The organism is Actibacterium sp. 188UL27-1 (assembly GCF_016901225.1).
In the GTDB taxonomy this organism is placed as follows: domain Bacteria; phylum Pseudomonadota; class Alphaproteobacteria; order Rhodobacterales; family Rhodobacteraceae; genus 188UL27-1.
In genome coordinates, this window is record NZ_JAFEUL010000005.1 from 99,180 (window position 1) to 121,544 (window position 22,365).

A 22,365-nucleotide genomic window follows, 5' to 3' on the forward strand; every position below is an offset into this window, starting at 1 on the left:
TTGGTCCCGCCTCGCTGGTTTGGGCGAATCGTGAACCATCCGTTCGTCTGTCAGTTTATCGAAGCGCCAGACGGAATGCGCCCCCCTTTTGCGTCAACGGCTTACGGCGCGCTCTTCATCTCCTTGAACTTCACGCCGCCGCTGCTAAACCTGCCCTCGACGACCCGAAGGACGGGTCGGTTACCTGGCCGAAAGGAACCCCGCCCTTGGACATCGCCGCCCTGAAATCCGCGCATCCCGATCATTGGTCCAAGGCCGCCGCCATTCGCACCCTGACATTGGATGCCGTCGCCGCCGCCAATTCGGGCCATTCCGGAATGCCCATGGGCATGGCCGATGTCGCGACCGTCCTGTTTGAAAAACACCTGAAATTCGACGCCAGCGCGCCGAATTGGCCTGACCGGGACCGGTTCATCCTGTCGGCGGGCCATGGATCGATGCTGATCTACAGCCTGCTGCACCTGACCGGCTATGCCGACATGACCTTGCAGCAGATCAAGGATTTTCGCCAATTGGGCGCGATCACGGCGGGCCATCCGGAATTCGGCCATGTCACCGGGGTCGAGACGACGACAGGCCCCCTCGGGCAAGGTATCGCCAATGCCGTGGGATTTGCCATCGCCGAAGAGAGCCTGCGCGCCCATTGGGGCAAAAAAATCATCGATCACTACACATATTGTATCGCCGGTGACGGCTGCCTGATGGAAGGCGTGAGCCAGGAAGCCATCGCCTTGGCCGGGCGGCAGAAACTGTCGCACCTGATCGTGATGTGGGATGACAATGGCATCACCATCGACGGCAAGGTGTCGATTGCGGATGTCACCGATCAGGCTGCACGGTTCGCCGCCAGTGGCTGGCATGTGGTGAGTTGCGACGGCCATGACCCCGATGACATCGACCGCGCGCTGACGCAGGCCAAGGCATCGGACAAGCCCTCCATGATTGCCTGCAAAACCCATATCGCCCTTGGCTCCAGCGCGCAGGACACAGCCAAGGGGCACGGTGCGTTGACCGATGCCCAACTGATCGCCGACACCAAGGCGGGCTATGGTTGGGATCACGCGCCGTTCGATATTCCAAAGGATATCAAGACACAGTGGGAAGAAATCGGCCGCCGCGGTGCCGGGGACCACGCCGATTGGCAGACTCGGTTCGAGACCTTGAGCGAGCGCAAACGCGAGGAGTTCAACCGCGTGATGGCGGGTGAAAAGCCCGCCCGCCTCGCCTCGACCATCCGTGCGCTGAAAAAGCAGTTGACCGAGACCGCCCCCAAGGTTGCCACCCGCAAGGCCAGCGAAATGGCGCTGGAAGTGGTCAACCCGATGATGCCTGAAACCATGGGTGGCTCGGCGGATCTGACCGGTTCGAACAACACCCGCACCACCGATCTGGGCGTGTTTGACGAAGCCAATCGCAAGGGGCGCTATATCCATTACGGGATCCGCGAACATGGGATGGCCGCGGCGATGAACGGCATGTCGCTGCATGGTGGTGTGCGCCCCTATGGCGGCACGTTCATGTGTTTCACGGATTATGCGCGCCCGGCCATGCGTCTGTCGGCGTTGATGAAGCGCCCGGTTGTGTACGTCATGACCCATGACAGTATCGGGCTGGGTGAAGACGGCCCCACGCACCAGCCGGTCGAACATCTGGCCATGCTGCGGGCCACGCCCAACATGCATGTGATCCGCCCCGCCGATGCCGTCGAAACGGCCGAGGCGTGGGAAATTGCCCTGAGCCAGTCAGAAACACCGTCGGTCCTGGCCCTGTCGCGCCAGGGGCTGCCAACGCTGCGGACGGAGCATAAGTCCAAGAACCTCAGCGCCCAGGGCGGCTATGTGCTGGCCGATGCAGAGGGCAAGCGGCAGGCGATCCTGATGGCCACCGGATCGGAGGTCGCCATCGCCATGGAGGCGCGCGACCTGTTGCAAACCATCGGGATCGGGACCCGCGTGGTATCTATGCCCTGTTGGGAGATTTTTGAGGAGATGGACGACACCTATCGCCGCCGCGTCCTCCCCGGTGGCCCCGTGCGTGTCGCGATCGAGGCTGGGATCCGATTTGGCTGGGATCGCTGGCTGTTTGGTGAGCGCGGCAAGCGCGAGAAGTCGGGCTTTATCGGCATGCATGATTTCGGCGCCTCAGCCCCGGCGGGGGAGCTTTACAGCCATTTCGGGATCACAGCCCAGGCAACCGCCGCCAAGGTCAAACAGCTGCTCGGCCTTTGACCCGGTCATAGACCCTGGTGAGACCAGCGGTTCAGCGCCGCTGGGTTTTTGCGTGTTCCGGCAGACCTAAAGCAGCTGCCGCGCCTCGGGTATGGCGAGCACGATGGCAAAGGATAAAAGCACAATCGCGATCCCCGCCGCCTTGACCCAGGCCGAGGGTTCAAAATCCTCCGACCATTGGCCAAAGGCGCAGGCCAGGCCCAGAAACACCGCGACGAAGGCCAGGCAATACAGACCGCCAAAGACGAAAAATTGCGGGTCGGTCAGCCTGAGGATGGCGTAGTTGTTGAGCGCGATCATCGCCATCCATCCCCCAAAGGCCAGGCCCGTCATCAGGCTGGGCAACGCAACGTAGAGGTTCCTGGACCACATTCGTAAGCTGATCGCAAAGCTCAAAAGTGGTATGACAAATGTTCCGATGACACCGGTCATCGCCAGAATGGCAAACATTACAAAGAATCCGTGTTAACTATTCAGGATGAATAGGGGCGGATATTCGCCGAGGCAAGGCCATCGCCATGCCCGGGGGCCCCGGCACTGCCGCCAAATGCAGCAGATCGGTTGCCCAGATTCCATGCATCACGCTTGCGGCACTGGCGCATCGGATCAATGTCACCGCTAACAGTGCGGCAAACCGCCCAACTGTTTCCAATTCAGATACATGTTTCCGCTAACACACTAAAATCCCTGAATTTTTTACTGTGCAGCCGCAGCATACCGCCATATACAGCACCCAGATTTCAGGTAGGAGCATGTTATGACAGTCACCCTTGGGATTAACGGATTTGGCCGGATCGGTCGCTGTACTTTGGCCCATATCGCCGAAGCCGCGCGCAACGATGTCCAAGTGGTAAAAATCAATGCGACCGGCCCGATTGAGACAAATGCCCATCTGTTGAAGTATGACAGCATCCATGGCCGCTTTCCGAGCACCGTCCGGGTCGACGGCGACACCCTGGATCTGGGCCGCGGCCCGATGAAGGTATTTTCCACCTACGACCCGACCGAGCTCGACTGGTCCGGCTGCGACGTGGTGCTGGAATGTACCGGCAAGTTCAACGAACGCGACAAGGCTGCCGTGCATCTGGATCATGGCGCGGCGAGCGTGCTGGTCTCCGCCCCTGCCAAGAACGCCGACGCCACCATCGTCTACGGCGTCAACCACCGCAGCCTGACGACGGACCATCGGGTCGTGTCGAACGGGTCCTGCACCACCAACTGCCTGGCCCCCCTTGCCAAGGTCCTGAATGACACGATCGGGATCGAACGCGGGATCATGACGACGATCCATTCCTATACCGGCGATCAGCCCACGCTGGACCGCCGTCACAAGGATCTGTATCGCGCCCGTGCTGCTGCCATGGCGATGATCCCCACCTCCACCGGCGCGGCCAAAGCCATCGGAGAGGTCCTGCCCGAGCTCCAGGGCCGCCTTGACGGGACCGCTTTGCGGGTGCCCACGCCCAATGTCTCCGCCGTGGATCTGACATTCGAGGCCGGGCAAGACGTGACCGTCGATGAAGTCAACGCCATCGTCGCCGATGCCGCCAACGGCCATATGGGTGCGGTCCTGGCCTATGATCCGGAGGCCAAGGTCTCCATCGATTTCAACCACACGCCGCATTCATCGATCTTTGCGCCGGATCAGACCAAGGTCATTGGTGGGCGCACCGTCCGCGTTTTGGCGTGGTATGACAATGAATGGGGCTTTTCCTGTCGCATGGCCGACACCGCTGCCGCCATGGGCCGCCTGCTGCACTGATCCCGCACCGCCGCTGATGGAACCTTGATCCCCAGAAACAGGTTCACGCGGCCATCACCCACCAGATCACCTTTAACAGGATCCGGTTAAATCCGTCCGCCTATGACGTGACGGATTGGACCGCTGATGTCAGCTTGTCCACCTGGACCGCGTTGTTTCGAATGCATGGGCAGGTCGTCCAGGCGCGCTATGCCCTTGCAACTTGGGGTGGGCTCCTTTGGTGGCCGGATCGAGTTTGGCCGCAAACGCGATATCGACCCGAACGGCGGCTGACGCACCTGGTTACCACCCGGTCACTGCATGAACATGCTTGACCTTTCGGTCCCCATGGGCACGTTAGCGATAACAACCGGTCCAGGCCGGGGAACAGTCATGCAAAGGGGCCAGCAATGACAGTCAAAGTGGCAATCAACGGGTTTGGACGGATCGGGCGCAACATCCTGCGAGCCATCATTGAATCCGGGCGCACGGATATCGAGGTTATCGCGATCAATGACCTTGGCCCGGTCGAGACCAATGCCCACCTTCTGCGCTTTGATTCGGTCCATGGCCGCTTCCCCCATACCGTCACAACGGGCGAAAGCAGCATCGATGTGGGCCGGGGGCCTATCGCCGTCACCGCCATTCGCAACCCCGCCGAACTGCCCTGGAGCGACGTGGATATTGTGATGGAATGCACCGGTATTTTCACCAGCAAGGCGGCATGTCAGGCACATCTGGATAACGGCGCCAGCCGCGTCCTGATCTCTGCCCCGGGCAAGGATGCCGACAAGACCATCGTTTACGGCGTGAACCATGGCAGCCTGACCAAGGATGACCTGATCGTCTCGAACGCGTCCTGCACCACCAATTGCCTGAGCCCCGTTGCCAAGGTCCTGCATGACACAGTGGGGATCACCAAGGGCTTCATGACCACGATCCACAGCTATACCGGCGACCAGCCTACGCTGGACACGATGCACAAGGATCTCTACCGCGCGCGCGCCGCCGCCATGAGCATGATCCCCACATCGACCGGCGCGGCCAAGGCGGTGGGCCTTGTCCTGCCGGAACTGAACGGGAAGCTGGACGGGGTCGCGATCCGGGTGCCCACCCCCAATGTATCTGTCGTGGACCTGACGTTTGAGGCGACCCGGGCCACCACCGCCGATGACGTCAATGATGCGATCCGACAGGCCGCCCAGGGGCCGCTCAAGGGGATCCTTGGCGTGACCGACGACCCGCTTGTCAGCCAGGATTTCAACCACGACCCGCATTCATCAATCTTTGCCACGGATCAGACCAAGGTGCTGGACGGCACCATGGTGCGTGTCCTCAGCTGGTACGATAATGAATGGGGCTTCTCGAACCGAATGGCCGATACGGCTGTGGCCATGGGAAAGCTGATCTGATTTTGGCGCGGCGTGTTCCAGCCGTCCCCGCCTGGACCTAGGATCGCCGGGGTCACAAGGCCCATGGCGGAACCGAGGGCTGCTCCCCAAAGGCGGCGGCCCGACCGTCCGCCCCCAGAACAGACCACCGCGCCGCGATCAACTGATACTGGCGCGTCTCCAGCCCCATCTCATCTCGCCGGAACGTGGGGCGCCACGCCCCCTCGACCTCGATCGGGCAGCGCATGTCGCTTACGTTGACCGGCGCCTCTGTTGCCCGCACGGCCCGGTGGTAGATGACCTTTAGCCAATGCTCCAACGGTTCCACATCCCGACTGCGACGCCCGGCAAAGACAACCTCTATCTCCTGATCCGTCTTCACGTAGCCCCGAACGATCAAGTCCCTGCGCCCGTTGCGCCGCATCTGCGGGATCAGGTCGACCCGGATCCGTCCCATCCATTTAGGAAAAAGGCCCATATCCTCATGGGCGGGGGTGATCTTGGCGGGGGGCAAACGACGGCTGGGCATGATCGGACCGGAGAGCAACATTCAGGTCCGCGGATCCGGCACCCTTGCGCAACGACCCTAGCCCGCAGCCCTTAACGAACACTTTCGCCGCCTGACAAAACTCACCCGCGCCTAGCGATATCGCGCCACCAGCGCGGCGTTCACCGCAGGGGTCACAAAGTTGGACACATCGCCGTTCAACCGCGCGATCTCCTTGACCAATTTCGACGCAATCGCCTGGTGCGCGGCTTCCGCCATCAAAAACACCGTCTCGACGCTGTCATCCATCTGCCGATTGATCCCAACCATCTGATATTCATACTCGAAATCAGCCATGGCACGCAGGCCCCGCACGATGATTGCGGCCCCCACATCATGGGCGCAATCGATCAGCAGGTTCTCAAAGGGATGGGTCACGATCTCGCACCCGGTATCCTTGGCCAGACTGGCGGTCTCTGCCTCGACCATGGCCGCGCGCTCTTCGAGGCTGAACAACGGCCCCTTGTCACGGTTGATGGCGACGCCGATCACCAGCTTATCGACCAGCGCCGTGGCGCGTCGGATGATATCCATATGTCCCAAGGTCACCGGGTCGAACGTCCCCGGATAAAGGCCCACGCGCATATTCCTGTCCCCCGCACGGTGTTTTGCGCGATGCAACACAAAACCGGTGGCGGGATCAAGCGCTTGGTCAGATCTTGCCGCGCCAGACCAAGCTTTGCCGGTTCAATGCCATCAGATCGGCATGCCCGTTCAGGATGTCGCGGGCCAGCGCCACCGCCCGGCCCAGGATATCATCGGAGGCATGGCAATAGGCCGGCCGACCACCGATATGATCATACCAGATCCCGCCACAGGCCACATCCAGGCAGATCCGCTGAAAGCAATGGTCCTGCGTCACAACCCAACCCGGCCCCGCCGCCGCGGGCAAGGCCCGCCGGGTCAGGTCCAGCCAATCGGCCTCCAGCGCGATCCGCGCCGGAGCATCGGGAAAAAGCGGCAGCGTCTCCAGTGTCAGTAGCCCATGATCATGCCCTCGAGGGCATCCTTCTCCATGGACACTTCACTGAGCCGCGCCTTGACGACATCACCAAGGGAAATCAGGCCGACCATCTGGTCGCCATCCATCACCGGCATATGGCGAAACCGCCCCTCTGTCATCTTGCTCAGAACACCGTCCGCCTTGTCATCGCGGTGGCAGGTGATCAGGTTTCGGGTCATCATGTCGGCGACCGGCTCGCCCAGGCACCCTGCTCCGCGACGCCCGATTTCGCGCACGATATCGCGCTCCGACAAGATGCCTTGCGCATCCATACCCGTCTTTGAAATCACGACCGTCCCGATGCGTTTCTCGGACAGGGTCTTTGCGGCGTCACCGACACTGGCCTCGGGTGATATCGTCACCACGTCACTCACACCCTTTGCCTTGAGTATCTGTTGCACAAGCATGCCTGGCCTCCATTGGCTGATGGGATGTTGCAATGCTGCGCCCGGCGTCACAGTTCTGTCAAGCCTGTCATGCCGTTACGGCAGACATCCCCTTTCCCCCGCCCGTCCCCTTGGATACACCCAATCGAAACGGGAGGGTTCATCCATGCAAGAGCTGACACATTACATCGACGGCGCCCATGTGGCAGGCCAGGCGGATCGCACCGCCGATATCTTTAACCCCGCCACCGGGGAGGTTCAGGCCAAAGTGCCGCTTGCCAGCGCCGACGAGGTGGACAAGGCCGTGGCGATCGCCGCCGCCGCCCAACCGGCCTGGGCCGCCGTCAATCCCCAACGCCGCGCGCGGGTGATGATGAAATTCGTCCAGCTTTTGAACCGCGATATGGACAAGCTGGCCGAGGCGCTGTCCCGCGAACATGGCAAGACCCTGCCCGATGCGGCGGGTGACGTGCAGCGCGGGCTGGAAGTGGTCGAATACTGCATCGCCGCCCCTCAGATGCTGAAAGGGGAATTTACCGACAGTGCCGGGCCTGGCATCGACATGTATTCGATGCGCCAGCCTTTGGGTGTGACTGCCGGGATCACGCCGTTCAACTTCCCCGCCATGATCCCGATGTGGATGTTCGCCCCCGCCATTGCCTGCGGCAATGCCTTTATCCTGAAACCGTCGGAACGGGATCCCTCCGTCCCGCTGATGCTGGCGGAGTTGATGGAAGAGGCCGGCCTGCCCAAGGGCATCCTGCAGGTCGTCAATGGTGACAAGGAAGCGGTGGACGCTATCCTCGACAATCCGGTAATCCAGTCCATCGGCTTCGTGGGCTCGACCCCCATCGCCGAATACATCTACGGGCGCGGCTGTTCCAACGGCAAACGGGTCCAGTGTTTTGGCGGTGCCAAGAACCACATGATCATCATGCCCGATGCCGATATGGACCAGGCCGCTGACGCGCTTGTCGGTGCGGGCTACGGTGCCGCGGGGGAACGCTGCATGGCGATCTCTGTCGCCGTGCCCGTGGGCGATGACACGGCCGACCGGCTGATCGAAAAGCTGATCCCGCGGGTGGAGGCGCTGAAGGTCGGCCCCTACACGTCCGGCAACGATGTCGATTATGGCCCCGTCGTGACAGCGGCCGCCAAGGCCAATATCGAGCGTCTGGTCCAGACTGGCATCGACCAAGGCGCCAAGCTGGTCGTCGATGGGCGCAATTTCAGCCTGCAGGGCTATGAAGACGGCTTCTTCGTGGGCGCGCATCTGTTCGACCACGCCACCAAGGATATGGACATCTACCAGACCGAAATCTTTGGCCCCGTCCTGACCACCGTCCGCGCGCAAACCTATGAAGAGGCGCTGACCCTTGCCATGGACCACGAATACGGCAACGGCACCGCGATTTTCACCCGCGACGGCGACACGGCCCGCGATTTTGCCGCCCGTATCAATGTTGGCATGGTCGGTATCAACGTGCCCATTCCGGTGCCGCTGGCCTACCACACCTTTGGCGGGTGGAAAAAATCGGTCTTCGGCGACCTCAACCAACACGGGCCCGACGCGTTCAAGTTCTACACCCGGACCAAGACCGTGACCGCCCGTTGGCCCTCCGGGATCAAGGAAGGCGGCGAATTCAGCATCCCCGTGATGGAGTAACCTGCGCACCGAAAAGCTGCTCCCTGTGCCGCACGTCCCCCACATCATCCGCGACCGGTCCAGACGCAACATCATCAAGAAATTCCATCGCTGGTCGGTGGGGCTTCTTGACGGCAAGATGGATCCTTGAAGACCGCCTTGACCCGGTCGATCATGGGGTCCGATGGCATCACCTGACGCGAGGTGGCTTGGGCCGCCCGTGACGCCATCGCCCGCAACGGTCGCGCGTTACTCGAACATCTTTATACTGTACGCGCCGATGGCAAGGAAATCGCGCAGGCGCTGTCCACCTGATACGAAAAAGGCGGCGCATCCGGGATGCGCCGCCTTGAAATTCAGATGAAACAGGGATCAGGCCGCGCGACGACGGCGCCCCATGACCATCAGCCCACCAAAAGCGGTCAACAGCAGCGGCAACGCAGCCGGGACCGGAACAGGCGAGACCGAGACATTGTCGACCAGCAGGCCCGATGAAACAGACGTATCACCTTCGTTAAAGACGCCAAACCCGAATGTCTGTGTTCCGTAGGTGGTGAACGTGTAGCTGAAGCTCGCATAGCCCAACTCTTCGTTGAACGGCGTACTTGATGTCGTAAATCCAGCCGATGTCGTATCACCGAGGGAGAAATACTGACCATCCGCAAAGAAGAAGGCGCCGTCATTGAAAGACGTCGGGGTGGATTCACTGGTCAAGAAATTGAAATCAAACGTCAGTGTATCGCCAACGCGCGCTTTCCAGGTCCGTGTCAAAACCGACCCGTTTGTGGCGTTTCCACCACCTGCTGACAACGCGCTGAACGCATCCAACGACCCAGCCGCAGCGCCAAGCGCTGTTTCGATAGCCGTGTCCGTTACGCCATTGCTGGAACGCAGCAGAGCCTGATTGGTGCCATCAGTCGGTGCAGCACCGTAGGAGCTTGTCTCGATCGATGCCGCACCAAATGTGGAAAACCGGTCGAATCCTTCTTCGAAACTGCCATTCCGCACCGTCACGGCCGACGCCGTCGATGCCACGGCCACCAGGGCCACCGTTAAAGTTGCGAGCTTTGTCAAACCGCCCATTGTCTCGTCCTCGTCATATTCGTTACCGCGCCCACCGACTTAATCTTCCGGTAACTTCTACCGACGGATGAGGACCGCACTGTGACCCATCTGCGCAGGGACACGGACATGAATGAGGCAATTTATGAACGGCCCCGTCGGATCGCCGGGGTATTGTGGCGTGCGGGGATTTGGATGTGAGGCGCCGCAAGCAACTGACTTTACCGCAAAAATCAGGCGCACAACCATAAGCTGAGCACACTTGGTACAAAAATCAGCGCTGATACCTCAGAACGGCAGATCTGCTCAAGGACACGCCCGGGCGCCGGGCTCCAACGGTCCCTCGCCCTTTCGTCGCATTCTCGCCTCAAAGGCGAACGGATCAGATCAGTGGGCCGCCGCTTTGCCATTTCCAAACAGCGCCAGGGCACGGCCGACAACCGGGATCAGCGCCAGCCCAAAAGCCAGCCCGATCACACCATCAATCGTGGCGGTGACCAGCCAGTTGACAAAACCCCCTTTGCCCCCAACCGCTTCAGCCGCGTGCTTGATCGTCTCGTAAGGGAAATGCCAGCCCAGATCATGCAGACCATGGACCAGAATATTGCCACCGACCCACAACATCGCCGCCGTCCCCACCGTCGCAATCACGGTCATCAGGGTCGGCATGTAGGCCACCATGGCCCGTCCCACGGCCCGTGTGGCAGCCAGGCGGCCGACCTGGCTCAACTTCAGACCGGCATCGTCCATCTTCACCAGCAACGCCACCGCGCCGTAAACCAGGGCCGTGATCCCGATGGCAACGACGGCCAGGATAATCCCCTGCAACCACCACTGATCCGCATCGATCGCCGACAGCGTGATCGTCATGATCTCGGCCGACAGGATGAAATCGGTCTTGATGGCGCCCTTGACCCGCTGCTCTTCCAGATGGGCGGCGTCCAGCGTCTCCGCCTCTTGCGGCCCATGTGCGGTATGGGGGACAAACAGGTGATATACCTTTTCTGCCCCCTCAAAACATAAATACGCCCCGCCGATCATCAAAAGCGGGGTCAAAAGCCAGGGCAAAAAGGCGTTTAACAGCAGCGCCGCAGGCAGCAGGATCACCAATTTGTTGAAAAAAGAGGCCCGCGCGATTTTCCAGATGATCGGCAATTCGCGTGCCGCGGGCAGGCCTGTGACGTATTTCGGGGTGACGGCGGCATCATCCACCACGACCCCCGCCGCTTTGGCGCCTGCCTTGCTGGCCTGGGCGGCGATATCGTCCAGTTGCGCCGCCGCCAATTTGGCAATCGCCGCAACATCATCCAGCAGCGCCAGCAATCCACTCATTCACCCATCCTCGTGACATGATCTTTTAGTCATAATGCCTCCTAGATCAAATTCGTTCCCCAGCCAAACAGCTTGTCCCGATCAGACGAAACTGGCCAGGCATGGATCTCACCTTTGACAGCACCGGCGCGGCGCTCCATCGGTCATTCTGGACCGGACGTGGATACTCAGCCATGCGACGCCAGTTTTTGCAGACCCTGACCAACATGGGCACATAATGCGCAGGCATGCCGAAGCGCGTGCCAGGGCAAAGCCAACGGATCGGATGATAACGCTCTTCACGATCTCCGCCTTCGACCTTGATTTTGGCCTAATCGCAATCCCGGCCAACCCCGACCTTGGGGATGATAAGAGTTGGTCGGTTAGCCTTATGCCCGGCAATACCATGGCATGGTACCCGCCCCGTGGACCGATGGAGAATACGACACCTGAGGCAAACCGCCTGATGCGGGCCAAAGCATGCAACCCGAGCAACGCCCGCCGCACCCGCACGAGAGCATTTGTTTCGGAGCCGGAAGCTGATCCTCATACCCAGATGTTCATTCAGCCTGCAAATTTCGAAAGGACGGCGCAACAGACCCATTACCAGATCGTGACCCCACCGCACAAATCGTATGTATGGTTTGTGCATTGTCTGTGCATGGGTTCTGCAGCACCAGCGACAGCCCCAAAAGGGCCGGATCAATGGACCGTGAACTCGCCCGTCACGTTGCGCCATTCACCGGGAGAGATCATCTTGCGATGGGTGAACCGCACGGAATGGAGCGGCCCCTCGATCTCATCCTGCCAGAACTCGATGAACTGGAACAGGCGGGGATGGTCCGGCGCCAGGTCATAGTCCTGCCAGACGAAGGTATTGAGAACACTCTGATAATCGGGCATGCGGTAATAAAACTCCGCTGTCGTCAGCCCGTATCCCTTCAGCATCAACTCGGTTTCAGTTTCCTGCATTGTCGTCTCCGTTTTTGCCTGCCCCGGGAAAAGGATGCCCAAGCGGAGTTACTTTTCAATGAAAACAATGTGTTGGCACTCTCCCACGGCGGCTGCCAAACGGCTGACCGATCAATGATTGCACCCCATATGGCTGGCGTTGTATAGTCAGGCAACTAGATCTAGCGTCACGCATAAAAACTGGGCAGCTGAATGACCGACACGCCGGAACCCCCTGAAAACACTGACGAAACACCGCCGGAACCGCCCCAGTTTGACGGCCCCAGCATCTCTATCGAACAGGAGATGTCGGACAGTTTCATGGATTACGCCATGAGCGTCATTGTCAGCCGCGCGATCCCGGATCTACGCGACGGGTTGAAGCCGGTGCACCGCCGGATCCTCTATTCGATGCAGGTCAACAACCAGACATTCGAGCGGGGATTCTCGAAATGCGCCCGGGTCGTCGGCGCCGTCATCGGTGTGTTCCACCCCCACGGCGAGGCAGCGGTTTATGATGCGCTGGTACGCATGGCGCAGGACTTTTCGATGTCCGCCCCGCTGCTGTTTCCACAGGGCAATTTCGGTTCCATGGATGGCGATCCGCCCGCCGCGCAGCGCTATACCGAGATCAAGATGGCCAAGATCGCCGCCGCCGTCCTGGCGGATATCGACAAGGAGACGGTTGATTTCATTGACAACTACGATGGCAAGGATGAGGAACCGGTTGTTCTGCCCGCCCGGTTTCCCAACATGCTGGTCAATGGTGCCGAAGGCATTGCCGTGGGCATGGCCACCCGTATCCCGCCCCATAATCTGGGGGAGGTGATTGACGCCACGCTCGCCCTGATCACCGAACCTGACCTGACCAGCGAACAGCTGATCGAGTATATCCCGGCCCCTGATTTCCCCACGGGCGGCATCATCCTGGGCTATTCGGGCGCGCGCAAAGCCTATCTGGAAGGGCGTGGCAGTGTCATCGTGCGGGCCAAGACACGGATCGAGGAGATCCGCAAAGATCGCTACGCCATTATCATCGACGAGATCCCCTACCAGGTGAACAAGGCCACGATGATCGAAAAGATCGCCGACACGGCCCGGGACAAAAAGATCGAAGGCATCGCCCATGTTCAGGACGAAAGCGACCGCAATGGCGTGCGTGTCGTCATCGAATTGAAGCGGGATGCCACGGCGGAAGTGGTGCTGAACCAATTGTTCCGCTTCACACCCATGCAGATCTCGTTTGGGTGCAACATGTTGGCCCTGAATGGCGGCCGACCCGAGCAACTGACCTTGCGCAAATTCCTGACCCATTTCCTTGACTTCCGGGAAGAGGTTGTCGCTCGCCGCACGGCATTTGAGCTGCGCAAGGCGCGCGAGCGGAGCCATGTCCTGTGCGGCTTGGCTGTTGCCGTGTCGAATGTCGATGAGGTGGTCGCCACCATCCGCGCCTCTGCCGATGCGACCGAAGCGCGCGAAAAGCTGATGACCCGGCGTTGGCCCGCCGCGGATATCGCGGAATACATCCTGCTGATCGACGATCCGACCCATACGATGAACGATGACGGGACCTATAACTTGTCTGAGATCCAGGCGCGCGAGATCTTGAATCTGCGTCTTCAACGCCTGACCCAAATCGGCGTGACCGAGGTCACCGACGAACTGAAAGAACTTGCCGCCAAGATCATCGACTATCTCGATATCCTGCGCTCTCGCGACCGGATCATGGAGATCATCCGGAACGAACTGATGGAAATCAAAGAACAATTCGCCGTCCCCCGCCGGACCGAGATCGTCGATTGGTCGGGCGACATGGAGGATGAGGACCTGATCGAGCGGGAGGATATGGTCGTTACCATCACCTCTGGCGGCTACATCAAGCGCACACCGCTGCATGAATTCCGCGCCCAGCGTCGCGGTGGCAAGGGCTTGAGTGGCATGTCCACCAAGGAAGATGACGTCGTCACCACACTGTTTGTGGCCAATACCCACACGCCGTTGTTGTTCTTCACGACCGATGGCATGGTCTACAAGCTGAAAACCTGGCGCTTGCCGCAAGGGGGCCGCACTGCCAAGGGCAAGGCGATCATCAATATTTTGCCGATCCCGCAAGGGGTGAGCATCGCTGCAATCATGCCCGTTGACCGGGACGAAGCCGATTGGGGTGACCTGCAGATCGTCTTTTCCACCACCGCGGGGGATGTGCGCCGCAACGCCTTGTCGGATTTCACCAATGTCATGCGCAACGGCAAGATCGCAATGAAGCTGCCCGAGGATGTGCAGCTGGTCCGCGCCCGGATCTGCAGTGAAGATGACGACGTGATGCTGGTCACCGCCCATGGACGGGCCATCCGCTTCCGGACCACCGATGTGCGGATTTTCAAGGGGCGCGATTCAACCGGCGTTCGGGGCATTCGGCTGGCCAGCGGGGATAAGGTGGTTTCCATGGCGGTTATCCGGCACTTTGAAGCAACGCCCGAGGATCGGGCGGCTTATCTGAAAATGCGCCGTGCTGTCGCGGGCTTAGCGGATGATGTTGAACCCGCAGATGATGATGAAGCCACAGCCAGTGCTGATTTCAGCACGGATCGCTATGCGGAAATGTCCGCGTCGGAGGATTTGATCCTGACCATCACATCGGGCGGCGCGGGCAAGATCAGCTCTAGCCATGACTACCCGATCCGGGGCCGTGGCGGTCAAGGCGTCATGGCCATGGACAAAGCCATGCGCGGCGGTGAGTTGGTGGCCTGTTTCCCTGTGGAGCTGGATGACCAGATCATGCTCGCCACCTCCACCGGCCAGTCGATCCGGTGTCCCATTGACGGCATCTCTTTCCGGTCGCGCAGCGCGGGTGGGGTCAAGGTGTTCAACACCGCCACCGGAGAGCAAGTCGTTTCGGTCGCATATATAGCCGATCAGGGGGATGATGGCGACGTGGATGGCACCACTCCTGAAGAGGCGTGAGGATCCAAACTTTTAATTCATCACCGCCATATTGAGCGCATATTTACCGGCGACGTGGACAGCAAGTCTGGAGCCAAAGGGGGCGCGTAGGGCATGATGATTTCGGTCGAACAGGCCAAGGCGGAAGCGTGGGATGTCATCGTCGCGGGAACCAGTTTTTCCGCGATGTATTTCGTGTTGGGCCTGCCAAGCGACCTGCGCGTACTGATGATCGAAAAAGGCGGCTTTGAAGATCATGCTGACCAAGTCTTTGAAAGGCGCATTCCCGGACGCGAAGATTTTCGCCTAGGTGACCGGCATCCCGATACCAAGGAATGGGTGGCCCATACCACATTTGGCGGCAATTCCAATTGCTGGACCGGCAACGTCCCGCGATTTATGCCAAATGATTTCCAGATGAAGACCCTGTACGGTCAGGGCGAAGACTGGCCGCTCAGCTATGATGACCTGGAGCCCTATTATGCACGCGTCGAGGCCGCGATGGAGGTGGCCGGTGGCGGCTCTGAACACCTTTTTCCGCGTTCCACGCCTTACCCTTTTCCACCGCACGCTCCGACACGGACGGATGACCTATTGCGCCAGCATTCCGATGGGTGGATCCCGTTGCCAACAGCCCGGTCAAATGGCGGTAGTCGCGCGACGTGCTGCGCCACCGGTCTTTGCCACCTATGCCCAATCGATGCGAAATACTCGATCTTGAATGATCAGGACCGCTTCCTGCGGGATGGTGTGGCGGTCGTGCTGAACACCGAGGTGCGCCAGGTCATCGTCGAAGGCGGGAAGGCAACTGGGATCATTGCTCGCAGTGCGGGTCGCGACATCACTTTCAAGGCAGGTCATGTCGCGCTCGCGGCTAATGGGGTTTTCAATCCGGCGATCCTTCTCCGATCCGGGATTGAGCATCCCGCATTGGGCCGGTACCTGAACGAGCAATACGGGGCCCATCGTCTGGTCGACGCACCCGGGCTGGGGTACTTCGGAGGCACCTCTTACACAGGCCTTGGCTTCGACCTTTATGACGGTCCCCATCGCAAAGACTACGCCGCCGCACTGATTGAAATTATCAACGTACCGGCGCAACTCCGTCCAGAGATTGGCCGTTGGGGAGAGCGTGCCTTTACCAAGATCATTGTTGAGGATCTGCCGCTGGAGCATAACCGGGTATACCTCGACGATGACGAACCAGTACTCGATTGGTCGGGTTTCTCGGATTACGCGATCAAGGGCATGAAAGCAGCAACCGACGCCCTGCCCGACCTGTTCCCGGATGTGGAAGACTACATACTGTTAGAGGACGCACGGTCAGAGGCGCACATTCAGGGCACACACCGGATGGGCAACGATCCAGAGCGGTTCGTGACCGATGGTTACCAACGGATGCATAGCATACCAAATATCCATGTCCTGGGTTCGGGTGGGTTCCCGACCAGCGTTACCGCAAACCCGACACTGACATTGGCGGCACTCGCCCTGCGCGCCGGGGAGGCGATGACATGATCACACGTCGCAGGCTTCTCTCAGGTGTCGCCGCCTGTGCGGTGGGCACGGGGATTGGGGCGGGCGCCATCGGCTCTGGCTTTGGCCGACGGTTTCAGTTGAGCCGCGCCCTTCAGCGCAGGGTTGGGGCAAGCCTGGCGGAAACGGCAGCCGCCCAGGAATTCATCGACAGCGTGCTGGAAGATGCGCGCTTTCAAAACGTCCAGATTGCCGCGATCCCGGTCACCCAACTGTTCTTTATGTCGACCACGGCGATGGCCGCAGCCGAAACCGGGCAAGAGCCCGAATTTCTGGGTCTCTTCGACTACCGGCAGGGCTGTCAGAACGGGTTGTCCGCGGCCTTTGCGCCTCAGGTCTCTGCCTGACGGCCCCGGGGCTTGTCTGTCGGCCTTAAAACCCGATATGCAGAGCAATGGCAGACACTCTTCACATCATCGGCGGCGGCATGGCGGGCAGCGAGGCAGCCTGGCAGGCCGTGCAATTGGGCGTACCAGTCGTTATCCACGAAATGCGGCCCAAGGTTGGGACGTTTGCCCATAAAAGCGGCGATCTGGCGGAGATGGTATGTTCGAACTCCTTCCGGTCCGACGATAATGAGCAAAACGCCGTGGGCTTGCTCCATTGGGAAATGCGGGCCGCCGGTGGCCTGATCATGGAGATGGCCGATGCCCATGCGCTGCCTGCGGGCGGTGCCCTGGCCGTTGACCGTGACGCCTTTGCCGCTGGTGTAACAGCGCGGCTGAGGGCACATCCGCTGGTCACGGTCTTGGATGACGAGGTGACCACCATGCCCGACGCCCGTGCGATCATCGCAACCGGCCCCCTGACATCGGGCGCTTTGGCGCAAGCCATCGCGGCCGAGACGGGGCAGGATGCGCTGGCATTCTTCGATGCCATCGCCCCCATCGTCTATACGGACAGTATCGACATGGATGTCGCCTGGGAACAGTCCCGCTATGACAAGGGGGAGACTGAAGCGGAGCAACGCGCCTACATCAATTGCCCGATGACGCGCGAGCAGTACGAGGACTTCATCGATGCCCTCCTGGCCGCCGACAAGACAGAGTTCCACGAAGGCGAAACGGCCGGGTATTTCGACGGCTGTCTGCCCATCGAGGTGATGGCCGAACGCGGGCGAGAGACCTTGCGGTTTGGGCCGATGAAACCCGTGGGCCTGACCAATCCGCACCAGCCCGACGTCAAGCCCTATGCCGTGGTTCAATTGCGCCGCGACAACAAGCTAGGCACGCTTTACAATATCGTGGGCTTTCAGACTAAGATGAAGTATGGCGCGCAAGCTGATGTTTTTAGGCGTATTCCCGGGTTAACTGACGCGCGATTTGCACGGTTGGGCGGGATCCACCGGAATACATTCCTGAACTCTCCCACCCTGCTGGATGATCAGATGCGCTTGCGATCGCGACCTGATTTGCGTTTTGCGGGCCAGATCACGGGCGTTGAGGGCTATGTCGAAAGCGCTGCGATGGGTCTGCTGGCCGGGCGCATGGCGGCGTCTGAAATTCTGGGCCTGCCCATGGATCCGGTGCCCGTTGAGACAGCGATGGGAGCTTTGTTGACCCATATCACTGGCGGCGCAGAGGCCAAGACATTCCAGCCGATGAACGTAAATTTCGGGCTCTTTCCAACTGTCGAAGGGTTGAAAGGCGGGCGCCGTGGGCGCAAGGACCGCTATAAAGCCTATACGGATCGGGCGAAGGCCGCGTGGACAGACTGGCTGCACCGCCCCGACATTGCCGCACAGTAGCGTGGGCCAAGCCGGTTTGATAAGCGAGCGACAATGGCAAAATCAGGGATACAACCGCAGCTTTGGACCCCGAGACCGGTGGCCGAAACGCTGCAGGTCTATACCGATTGGGCAGACAGTTATGACGCCGATGTTGGCGATCGTGGCTATGTCACCCCCACCCGGATCGCGGATGCCGTTCTGCCTTGGGTGACGCCTGCGGTAACTGTTTTGGACTATGGCTGTGGCACGGGGCTATCGGGGCGCGCTTTGGCGCGGGCGGGCTTGGGCCCCCTGCACGGGACAGACATCACCCCGGCCATGGTCGAGGTGGCGCGGCAAAAGAAGATCTATGACCGACTTTGGGTTGGCGAGCCGGGCACGCCTCCTTGCGCGCCAGGCGAATACCCGGTGATCATCGCGACAGGTGTGGTCAGCCTGGGCGCAGCTCCGCCCGATTGCTTTGACCTGTTGCTTGATGCCTTGGCACCGGGCGGCGTGCTCGCCCTGTCATTCAATGATCCCACCCTCCAGGATGGCCGCTATGATGCCCGACTGACCGCCCGTGCGGACGATCTGGAGATCCTATTTCGTGAACACGGCCCCCATCTGCAAGAAAGCCAGATGGGCGCCGATGTTCTGGTGTTACGTCGACGATGATCACGCGGTTTGCGCCGTCTCCAACCGGTTCGCTTCACCTTGGTCATGCGTTTTCGGCGATCACCGCCCATGACGCCGCCCGCGCCGCGGGTGGAACTTTTCTGCTGCGGATCGAGGATCTGGACCAGACCCGCTGCCGGCCGGAATATGAGCAGGGCATCTATGAAGATCTCGACTGGCTTGGCCTGTCATGGGATGGCGACGTCTGGCAACAATCCAAACGGGCGGGGCATTATCAGGCTGCATTGGCTGTTTTGGAGACGTGCGACCTGCTCTTTCCCTGTTCGTGCAGCAGATCGCAGATCCGCGCAGCAGCCCAAGCCCGGGGGCAGATGACATTTGGACCGGATGGCCTGGTCTATCCCGGGACGTGCCAAGATCGCCCCATGGCAGACCGGCGCCCCGGCGACACGCTGAGGCTGAACATGGGGCGGGCCCTGACCACCATCGGGCAGGACCTGCATTTTCCAGAGATGGGTCCTGCACAAACCGGTCATGTCACCGTCGCGCCTACCGCTTTGCTCAAAGAGGTGGGCGATGTTGTCCTGGTGCGTCGCGAGACCGGCGCCGCCGCCTATCATCTGGCCTGTATCTGCGATGATGCGGCGCAAGGCATCACCCACGTGATCCGCGGTCAGGATCTGTTCAAGGCGACGCAGATCCATGTCGTGCTGCAACGTCTTTTGGGATTGCCCACGCCGTTTTATCACCATCATCGATTGATCACCGATACTGCGGGCAAACGACTGGCCAAAAGGGACGATTCAAAAGCGATCGCCAAATATCGGTCCGAGGGCATCTCTCCAGACGAAATTCGCCGGATGATCGGGCTTTGACACAGAACCCCCGGGGGCCAATGGCGTACCGAGACCTAACCGTCAGCCGGTGACATCAGTTCGACCTCCACCCCGCCCTGCACAGCTGTGTAAAAACAGGTGCGCCTGCCCGTATGGCAGGCCGGGCCGGTCTGGCGCACCAACACCAGCAGGCAGTCGCGATCACAATCCAGTCGCATCTCGATAAGTTCCTGAATATGGCCGCTGGTCTCTCCCTTGACCCAAAATGCCTGCCGTGAGCGCGACCAGTAGGTCACACGCCCTGTTTCCAACGTGCGCGCCACGGCCTGTGCGTTCATCCAGGCCATCATCAGCACTTCGTGGCTGGCCGCGTCCTGCGCAATGACCGGGATTAGCCCGACTGCGTCAAAGGTCAGGGTTGCGGGGTCAAAATCCATGGGTCTATCCTTTGATCCAAGCGATGGGCGGCTTATGTCAGCCTTAGATATAAAAGGACAAGGCCATGGGCACCGACAGCGATCTTGTTAAACTTTATTCCGGGCGCATTCTGGCACTGGCCAGCGATATTCCCTTGGTTGGTCGCCTGGACACACCCGACACCACGGCCAAGCGCCGGTCCCCCCTTTGCGGATCGACAGTGACCGTGGATCTATGCCTGGACGGCGACCGGGTGACCGATTTCCGGCAAGAAGTTAAGGCGTGCGCCCTGGGTCAGGCCGCTGCTGCCGTTCTTGCCCAAAACGTCATCGGCCGGACTGAAGCAGAGTTGGTGACCGCACGCGATGCCCTGCGCGCGATGCTCAAAGATGACGGCCCTGTGCCCGCAGCTCCATTCGATGGGTTTGACGTGTTAAAGCCTGCGGTCGGGTTCAAGAATCGCCATGCCTCGATCCTGCTGGCGCTTGAGGCGACGACCGATGCGTTGCAAGCCGTCGGGCAGGCCTCCGCGACACGTTAATTCATACGTAAAACCTGATCTTTAAAGTGCTCGGAAATCTGTCCTAACGGTTCGGGCCCGATCATGCCTCGCGATAGTCGATCTATTGAACCTGACGCGCGTATTGTTACCGCGCTGACCCGCGTTGCGTCCGATATGGGTGCAGACATCGTTGATATTGCGGGCTTTCTGGACGAGGTGGAGCATAAGTCGAACCTTCAGGTGGGATCGCTGCATGTTCTCCAAAGCCGCGCCATCGACATGGTGGACCGCAACAGCGCCGTCAGCATTGCCATCGGGCAGGTCAGCGAAACCAGCGATCAGACACTGAAGACGGTCGAAAATTCCATCGACCGACTGCGCGATACCGCAAACTCATCGGAGGCGGTGGCCAGTTGGGTAGGTGCGGTCGAGGCGCGTATGGGTGAATTGGTGCAGACCCTGGGATCCGTCACCACTACCACGACCGAGATTGCAAAAATCGCCCGCCAGGTGAATATCCTGGCTATCAATGCCAAGATCGAAGCGTCCCGCGCGGGCGATACCGGTCGCGGATTTGCCGTGGTGGCAGAGGCGATCAACGATCTTTCCACCCAGACCGGTCAGGCGGCGCGTCAGATCTCGGACAGTATCAGCGCGCTGACCGATCAGGTCACCGATCTGAAATCCGAAGCTGAAACCGTGGGAGGGACGGCAAAGACAGTGCTGGAAACCTCTGACGATGCGGATCGCGCATTAAACGACATTGCCGACAACGTCCGCGAATCCGCAAAAATCGCCGGGGATATCGAGGTGCAGGCATCGGCGTTACGCACCGCCATCGATACATTTAGCCCTGCCCTGACGGACATTCAGAATGCCACGGTGGAAACCGCCCACGGGATCGAGGATGCACGCAAACGGGTCAACGGGCTGATCGACTTTAGTGAGGCCATCCTGCAGAACAGTGTTCAGCTGGGCGGCACGTCGACAGATACCCCGTTCATTGATCACATCATGGTGCTGGGGCAAACGGTTTGCGATGTTTTCGCCAAGGGGATCGCGAGCGGTCAGATCAGTCGGGAGGCGTTATTCAGCCAGACCTACACCCCGATCCCAGGCACCAATCCACAGCAATTCATGGCGCCGTTCACCGAGTTTGCAGACGCCGTTCTGCCCGCAACGCTGGAAAGTGCCCTGCAATTCGACCGACGTATCGTCTTTTGCGCCGCGGTTGATGTGAATGGCTACCTGCCGACGCATAACCGGAAATTCTCTGCCCCACAGGGGACCGACCCGCACTGGAATGCCAGGCATTGCCGAAACCGCCGTGTGTTTAACGACCGGGTCGGGTTAAAGGCCGGGCAGAGCCAGGAACCCTTTCTGTTACAAACTTATCGCCGTAACATGGGTGGTGGTGAGTTTGTCATCGTCAAGGATCTGTCCACGCCAATCACGGTGGAGGGACAACATTGGGGCGGGCTTCGCCTCGGCTATCGGCTTTAGAGCGTTTGACGAATTA

At 60.2% G+C, this 22,365-nt stretch carries 21 protein-coding genes; 12 read left to right on the plus strand and 9 right to left on the minus strand.

Features of this window, described 5'->3' with window-relative positions; genetic code table 11:
* The first annotated feature begins 206 nt into the window (after positions 1–206).
* A complete protein-coding gene (gene tkt, locus IU397_RS08795; protein ID WP_204412443.1) occupies positions 207–2,228 on the plus strand; it encodes a transketolase in 2,022 nt (673 codons plus the stop codon).
* A 66-nt stretch (positions 2,229–2,294) separates the two neighbouring features.
* On the opposite strand, the gene IU397_RS08800 is transcribed toward tkt, so the two are convergent.
* Entirely contained in the window at positions 2,295–2,678 is a 384-nt protein-coding gene (locus IU397_RS08800; protein WP_204412445.1) for a hypothetical protein, read from the minus strand.
* A gap of 307 nt (positions 2,679–2,985) precedes the next feature.
* Here IU397_RS08800 and gap (IU397_RS08805) point away from each other — a divergent pair, with 307 nt between their 5' ends.
* The gene (gene gap, locus IU397_RS08805) at positions 2,986–3,990 is read left to right on the plus strand and encodes a type I glyceraldehyde-3-phosphate dehydrogenase (RefSeq protein ID WP_204412453.1); all 1,005 of its coding nucleotides are present in this window, start codon (positions 2,986–2,988) and stop codon (positions 3,988–3,990) included.
* A gap of 389 nt (positions 3,991–4,379) precedes the next feature.
* On the plus strand, positions 4,380–5,381 hold the full coding sequence (gene gap / locus IU397_RS08810) for a type I glyceraldehyde-3-phosphate dehydrogenase (RefSeq protein ID WP_204412455.1): 1,002 nt from the start codon (positions 4,380–4,382) through the stop codon (positions 5,379–5,381).
* 52 nt (positions 5,382–5,433) lie between these two features.
* Here gap (IU397_RS08810) and IU397_RS08815 read toward each other — a convergent pair whose 3' ends face one another.
* The 4 genes from IU397_RS08815 to IU397_RS08830 form a co-directional block, all read right to left on the minus strand.
* Positions 5,434–5,889 (minus strand): hypothetical protein, encoded by a 456-nt coding sequence (locus tag IU397_RS08815; RefSeq protein ID WP_204412456.1) that lies wholly within the window; start codon positions 5,887–5,889, stop codon positions 5,434–5,436.
* A 111-nt stretch (positions 5,890–6,000) separates the two neighbouring features.
* Positions 6,001–6,492 carry a pantetheine-phosphate adenylyltransferase gene (gene coaD / locus IU397_RS08820; protein ID WP_204412458.1) on the minus strand — a complete coding sequence of 164 codons (492 nt, stop codon included), beginning with the start codon at positions 6,490–6,492 and terminating at the stop codon, positions 6,001–6,003.
* A gap of 67 nt (positions 6,493–6,559) precedes the next feature.
* Positions 6,560–6,769: a hypothetical protein gene (locus tag IU397_RS23265; RefSeq protein WP_239479691.1), complete on the minus strand. Its 210-nt coding sequence runs from the start codon at positions 6,767–6,769 to the stop codon at positions 6,560–6,562.
* Positions 6,770–6,882: 113 nt separating this feature from the next.
* Positions 6,883–7,317 (minus strand): CBS domain-containing protein, encoded by a 435-nt coding sequence (locus IU397_RS08830; RefSeq protein ID WP_204412460.1) that lies wholly within the window; start codon positions 7,315–7,317, stop codon positions 6,883–6,885.
* A 145-nt stretch (positions 7,318–7,462) separates the two neighbouring features.
* Between IU397_RS08830 and IU397_RS08835 the strand changes: the two genes are divergently transcribed.
* Positions 7,463–8,962: a CoA-acylating methylmalonate-semialdehyde dehydrogenase gene (locus tag IU397_RS08835; protein WP_204412462.1), complete on the plus strand. Its 1,500-nt coding sequence runs from the start codon at positions 7,463–7,465 to the stop codon at positions 8,960–8,962.
* A 351-nt stretch (positions 8,963–9,313) separates the two neighbouring features.
* On the opposite strand, the gene IU397_RS08840 is transcribed toward IU397_RS08835, so the two are convergent.
* From IU397_RS08840 to IU397_RS08850, 3 genes are all read right to left on the minus strand, one after another.
* The gene (locus IU397_RS08840) at positions 9,314–10,024 is read right to left on the minus strand and encodes a VPLPA-CTERM sorting domain-containing protein (RefSeq protein ID WP_204412464.1); all 711 of its coding nucleotides are present in this window, start codon (positions 10,022–10,024) and stop codon (positions 9,314–9,316) included.
* Between the two features lie 366 nt (positions 10,025–10,390).
* A complete protein-coding gene (locus IU397_RS08845) occupies positions 10,391–11,335 on the minus strand; it encodes a DUF808 domain-containing protein (protein ID WP_204412466.1) in 945 nt (314 codons plus the stop codon).
* A gap of 681 nt (positions 11,336–12,016) precedes the next feature.
* Positions 12,017–12,286, minus strand: coding sequence for an usg protein (locus IU397_RS08850; RefSeq protein ID WP_204412467.1), 270 nt, complete (start codon positions 12,284–12,286; stop codon positions 12,017–12,019).
* A 192-nt stretch (positions 12,287–12,478) separates the two neighbouring features.
* Here IU397_RS08850 and gyrA point away from each other — a divergent pair, with 192 nt between their 5' ends.
* From gyrA to gluQRS, 6 genes are all read left to right on the plus strand, one after another.
* Positions 12,479–15,229, plus strand: coding sequence for a DNA gyrase subunit A (gene gyrA / locus IU397_RS08855; RefSeq protein ID WP_204412470.1), 2,751 nt, complete (start codon positions 12,479–12,481; stop codon positions 15,227–15,229).
* A gap of 93 nt (positions 15,230–15,322) precedes the next feature.
* Positions 15,323–16,726, plus strand: a complete 1,404-nt coding sequence (locus tag IU397_RS08860; RefSeq protein WP_204412472.1) for a GMC oxidoreductase — start codon at positions 15,323–15,325, stop codon at positions 16,724–16,726.
* Complete coding sequence (locus IU397_RS08865) at positions 16,723–17,091, plus strand: hypothetical protein (protein ID WP_204412473.1); 369 nt, start codon at positions 16,723–16,725, stop codon at positions 17,089–17,091. The genes IU397_RS08860 and IU397_RS08865 overlap by 4 nt, the downstream gene beginning before the upstream one ends.
* A 47-nt stretch (positions 17,092–17,138) precedes the next feature.
* A complete protein-coding gene (trmFO, locus tag IU397_RS08870) occupies positions 17,139–18,491 on the plus strand; it encodes a methylenetetrahydrofolate--tRNA-(uracil(54)-C(5))-methyltransferase (FADH(2)-oxidizing) TrmFO (RefSeq protein WP_204412475.1) in 1,353 nt (450 codons plus the stop codon).
* 78 nt (positions 18,492–18,569) lie between these two features.
* The gene (locus IU397_RS08875) at positions 18,570–19,130 is read left to right on the plus strand and encodes a class I SAM-dependent methyltransferase (protein ID WP_370541645.1); all 561 of its coding nucleotides are present in this window, start codon (positions 18,570–18,572) and stop codon (positions 19,128–19,130) included.
* Entirely contained in the window at positions 19,127–19,966 is an 840-nt protein-coding gene (gene gluQRS, locus IU397_RS08880; RefSeq protein WP_204412478.1) for a tRNA glutamyl-Q(34) synthetase GluQRS, read from the plus strand. Before IU397_RS08875 ends, gluQRS begins: the two co-directional genes overlap by 4 nt.
* A gap of 35 nt (positions 19,967–20,001) precedes the next feature.
* On the opposite strand, the gene hisI is transcribed toward gluQRS, so the two are convergent.
* A complete protein-coding gene (gene hisI, locus IU397_RS08885) occupies positions 20,002–20,364 on the minus strand; it encodes a phosphoribosyl-AMP cyclohydrolase (protein ID WP_204412479.1) in 363 nt (120 codons plus the stop codon).
* 65 nt (positions 20,365–20,429) lie between these two features.
* Here hisI and IU397_RS08890 point away from each other — a divergent pair, with 65 nt between their 5' ends.
* Both IU397_RS08890 and IU397_RS08895 read left to right on the plus strand, forming a co-directional pair.
* Positions 20,430–20,885 carry an iron-sulfur cluster assembly scaffold protein gene (locus IU397_RS08890; RefSeq protein ID WP_204412481.1) on the plus strand — a complete coding sequence of 152 codons (456 nt, stop codon included), beginning with the start codon at positions 20,430–20,432 and terminating at the stop codon, positions 20,883–20,885.
* A 63-nt stretch (positions 20,886–20,948) separates the two neighbouring features.
* Positions 20,949–22,349, plus strand: a complete 1,401-nt coding sequence (locus IU397_RS08895) for a methyl-accepting chemotaxis protein (RefSeq protein WP_204412482.1) — start codon at positions 20,949–20,951, stop codon at positions 22,347–22,349.
* The last annotated feature ends 16 nt before the right edge of the window (positions 22,350–22,365 follow it).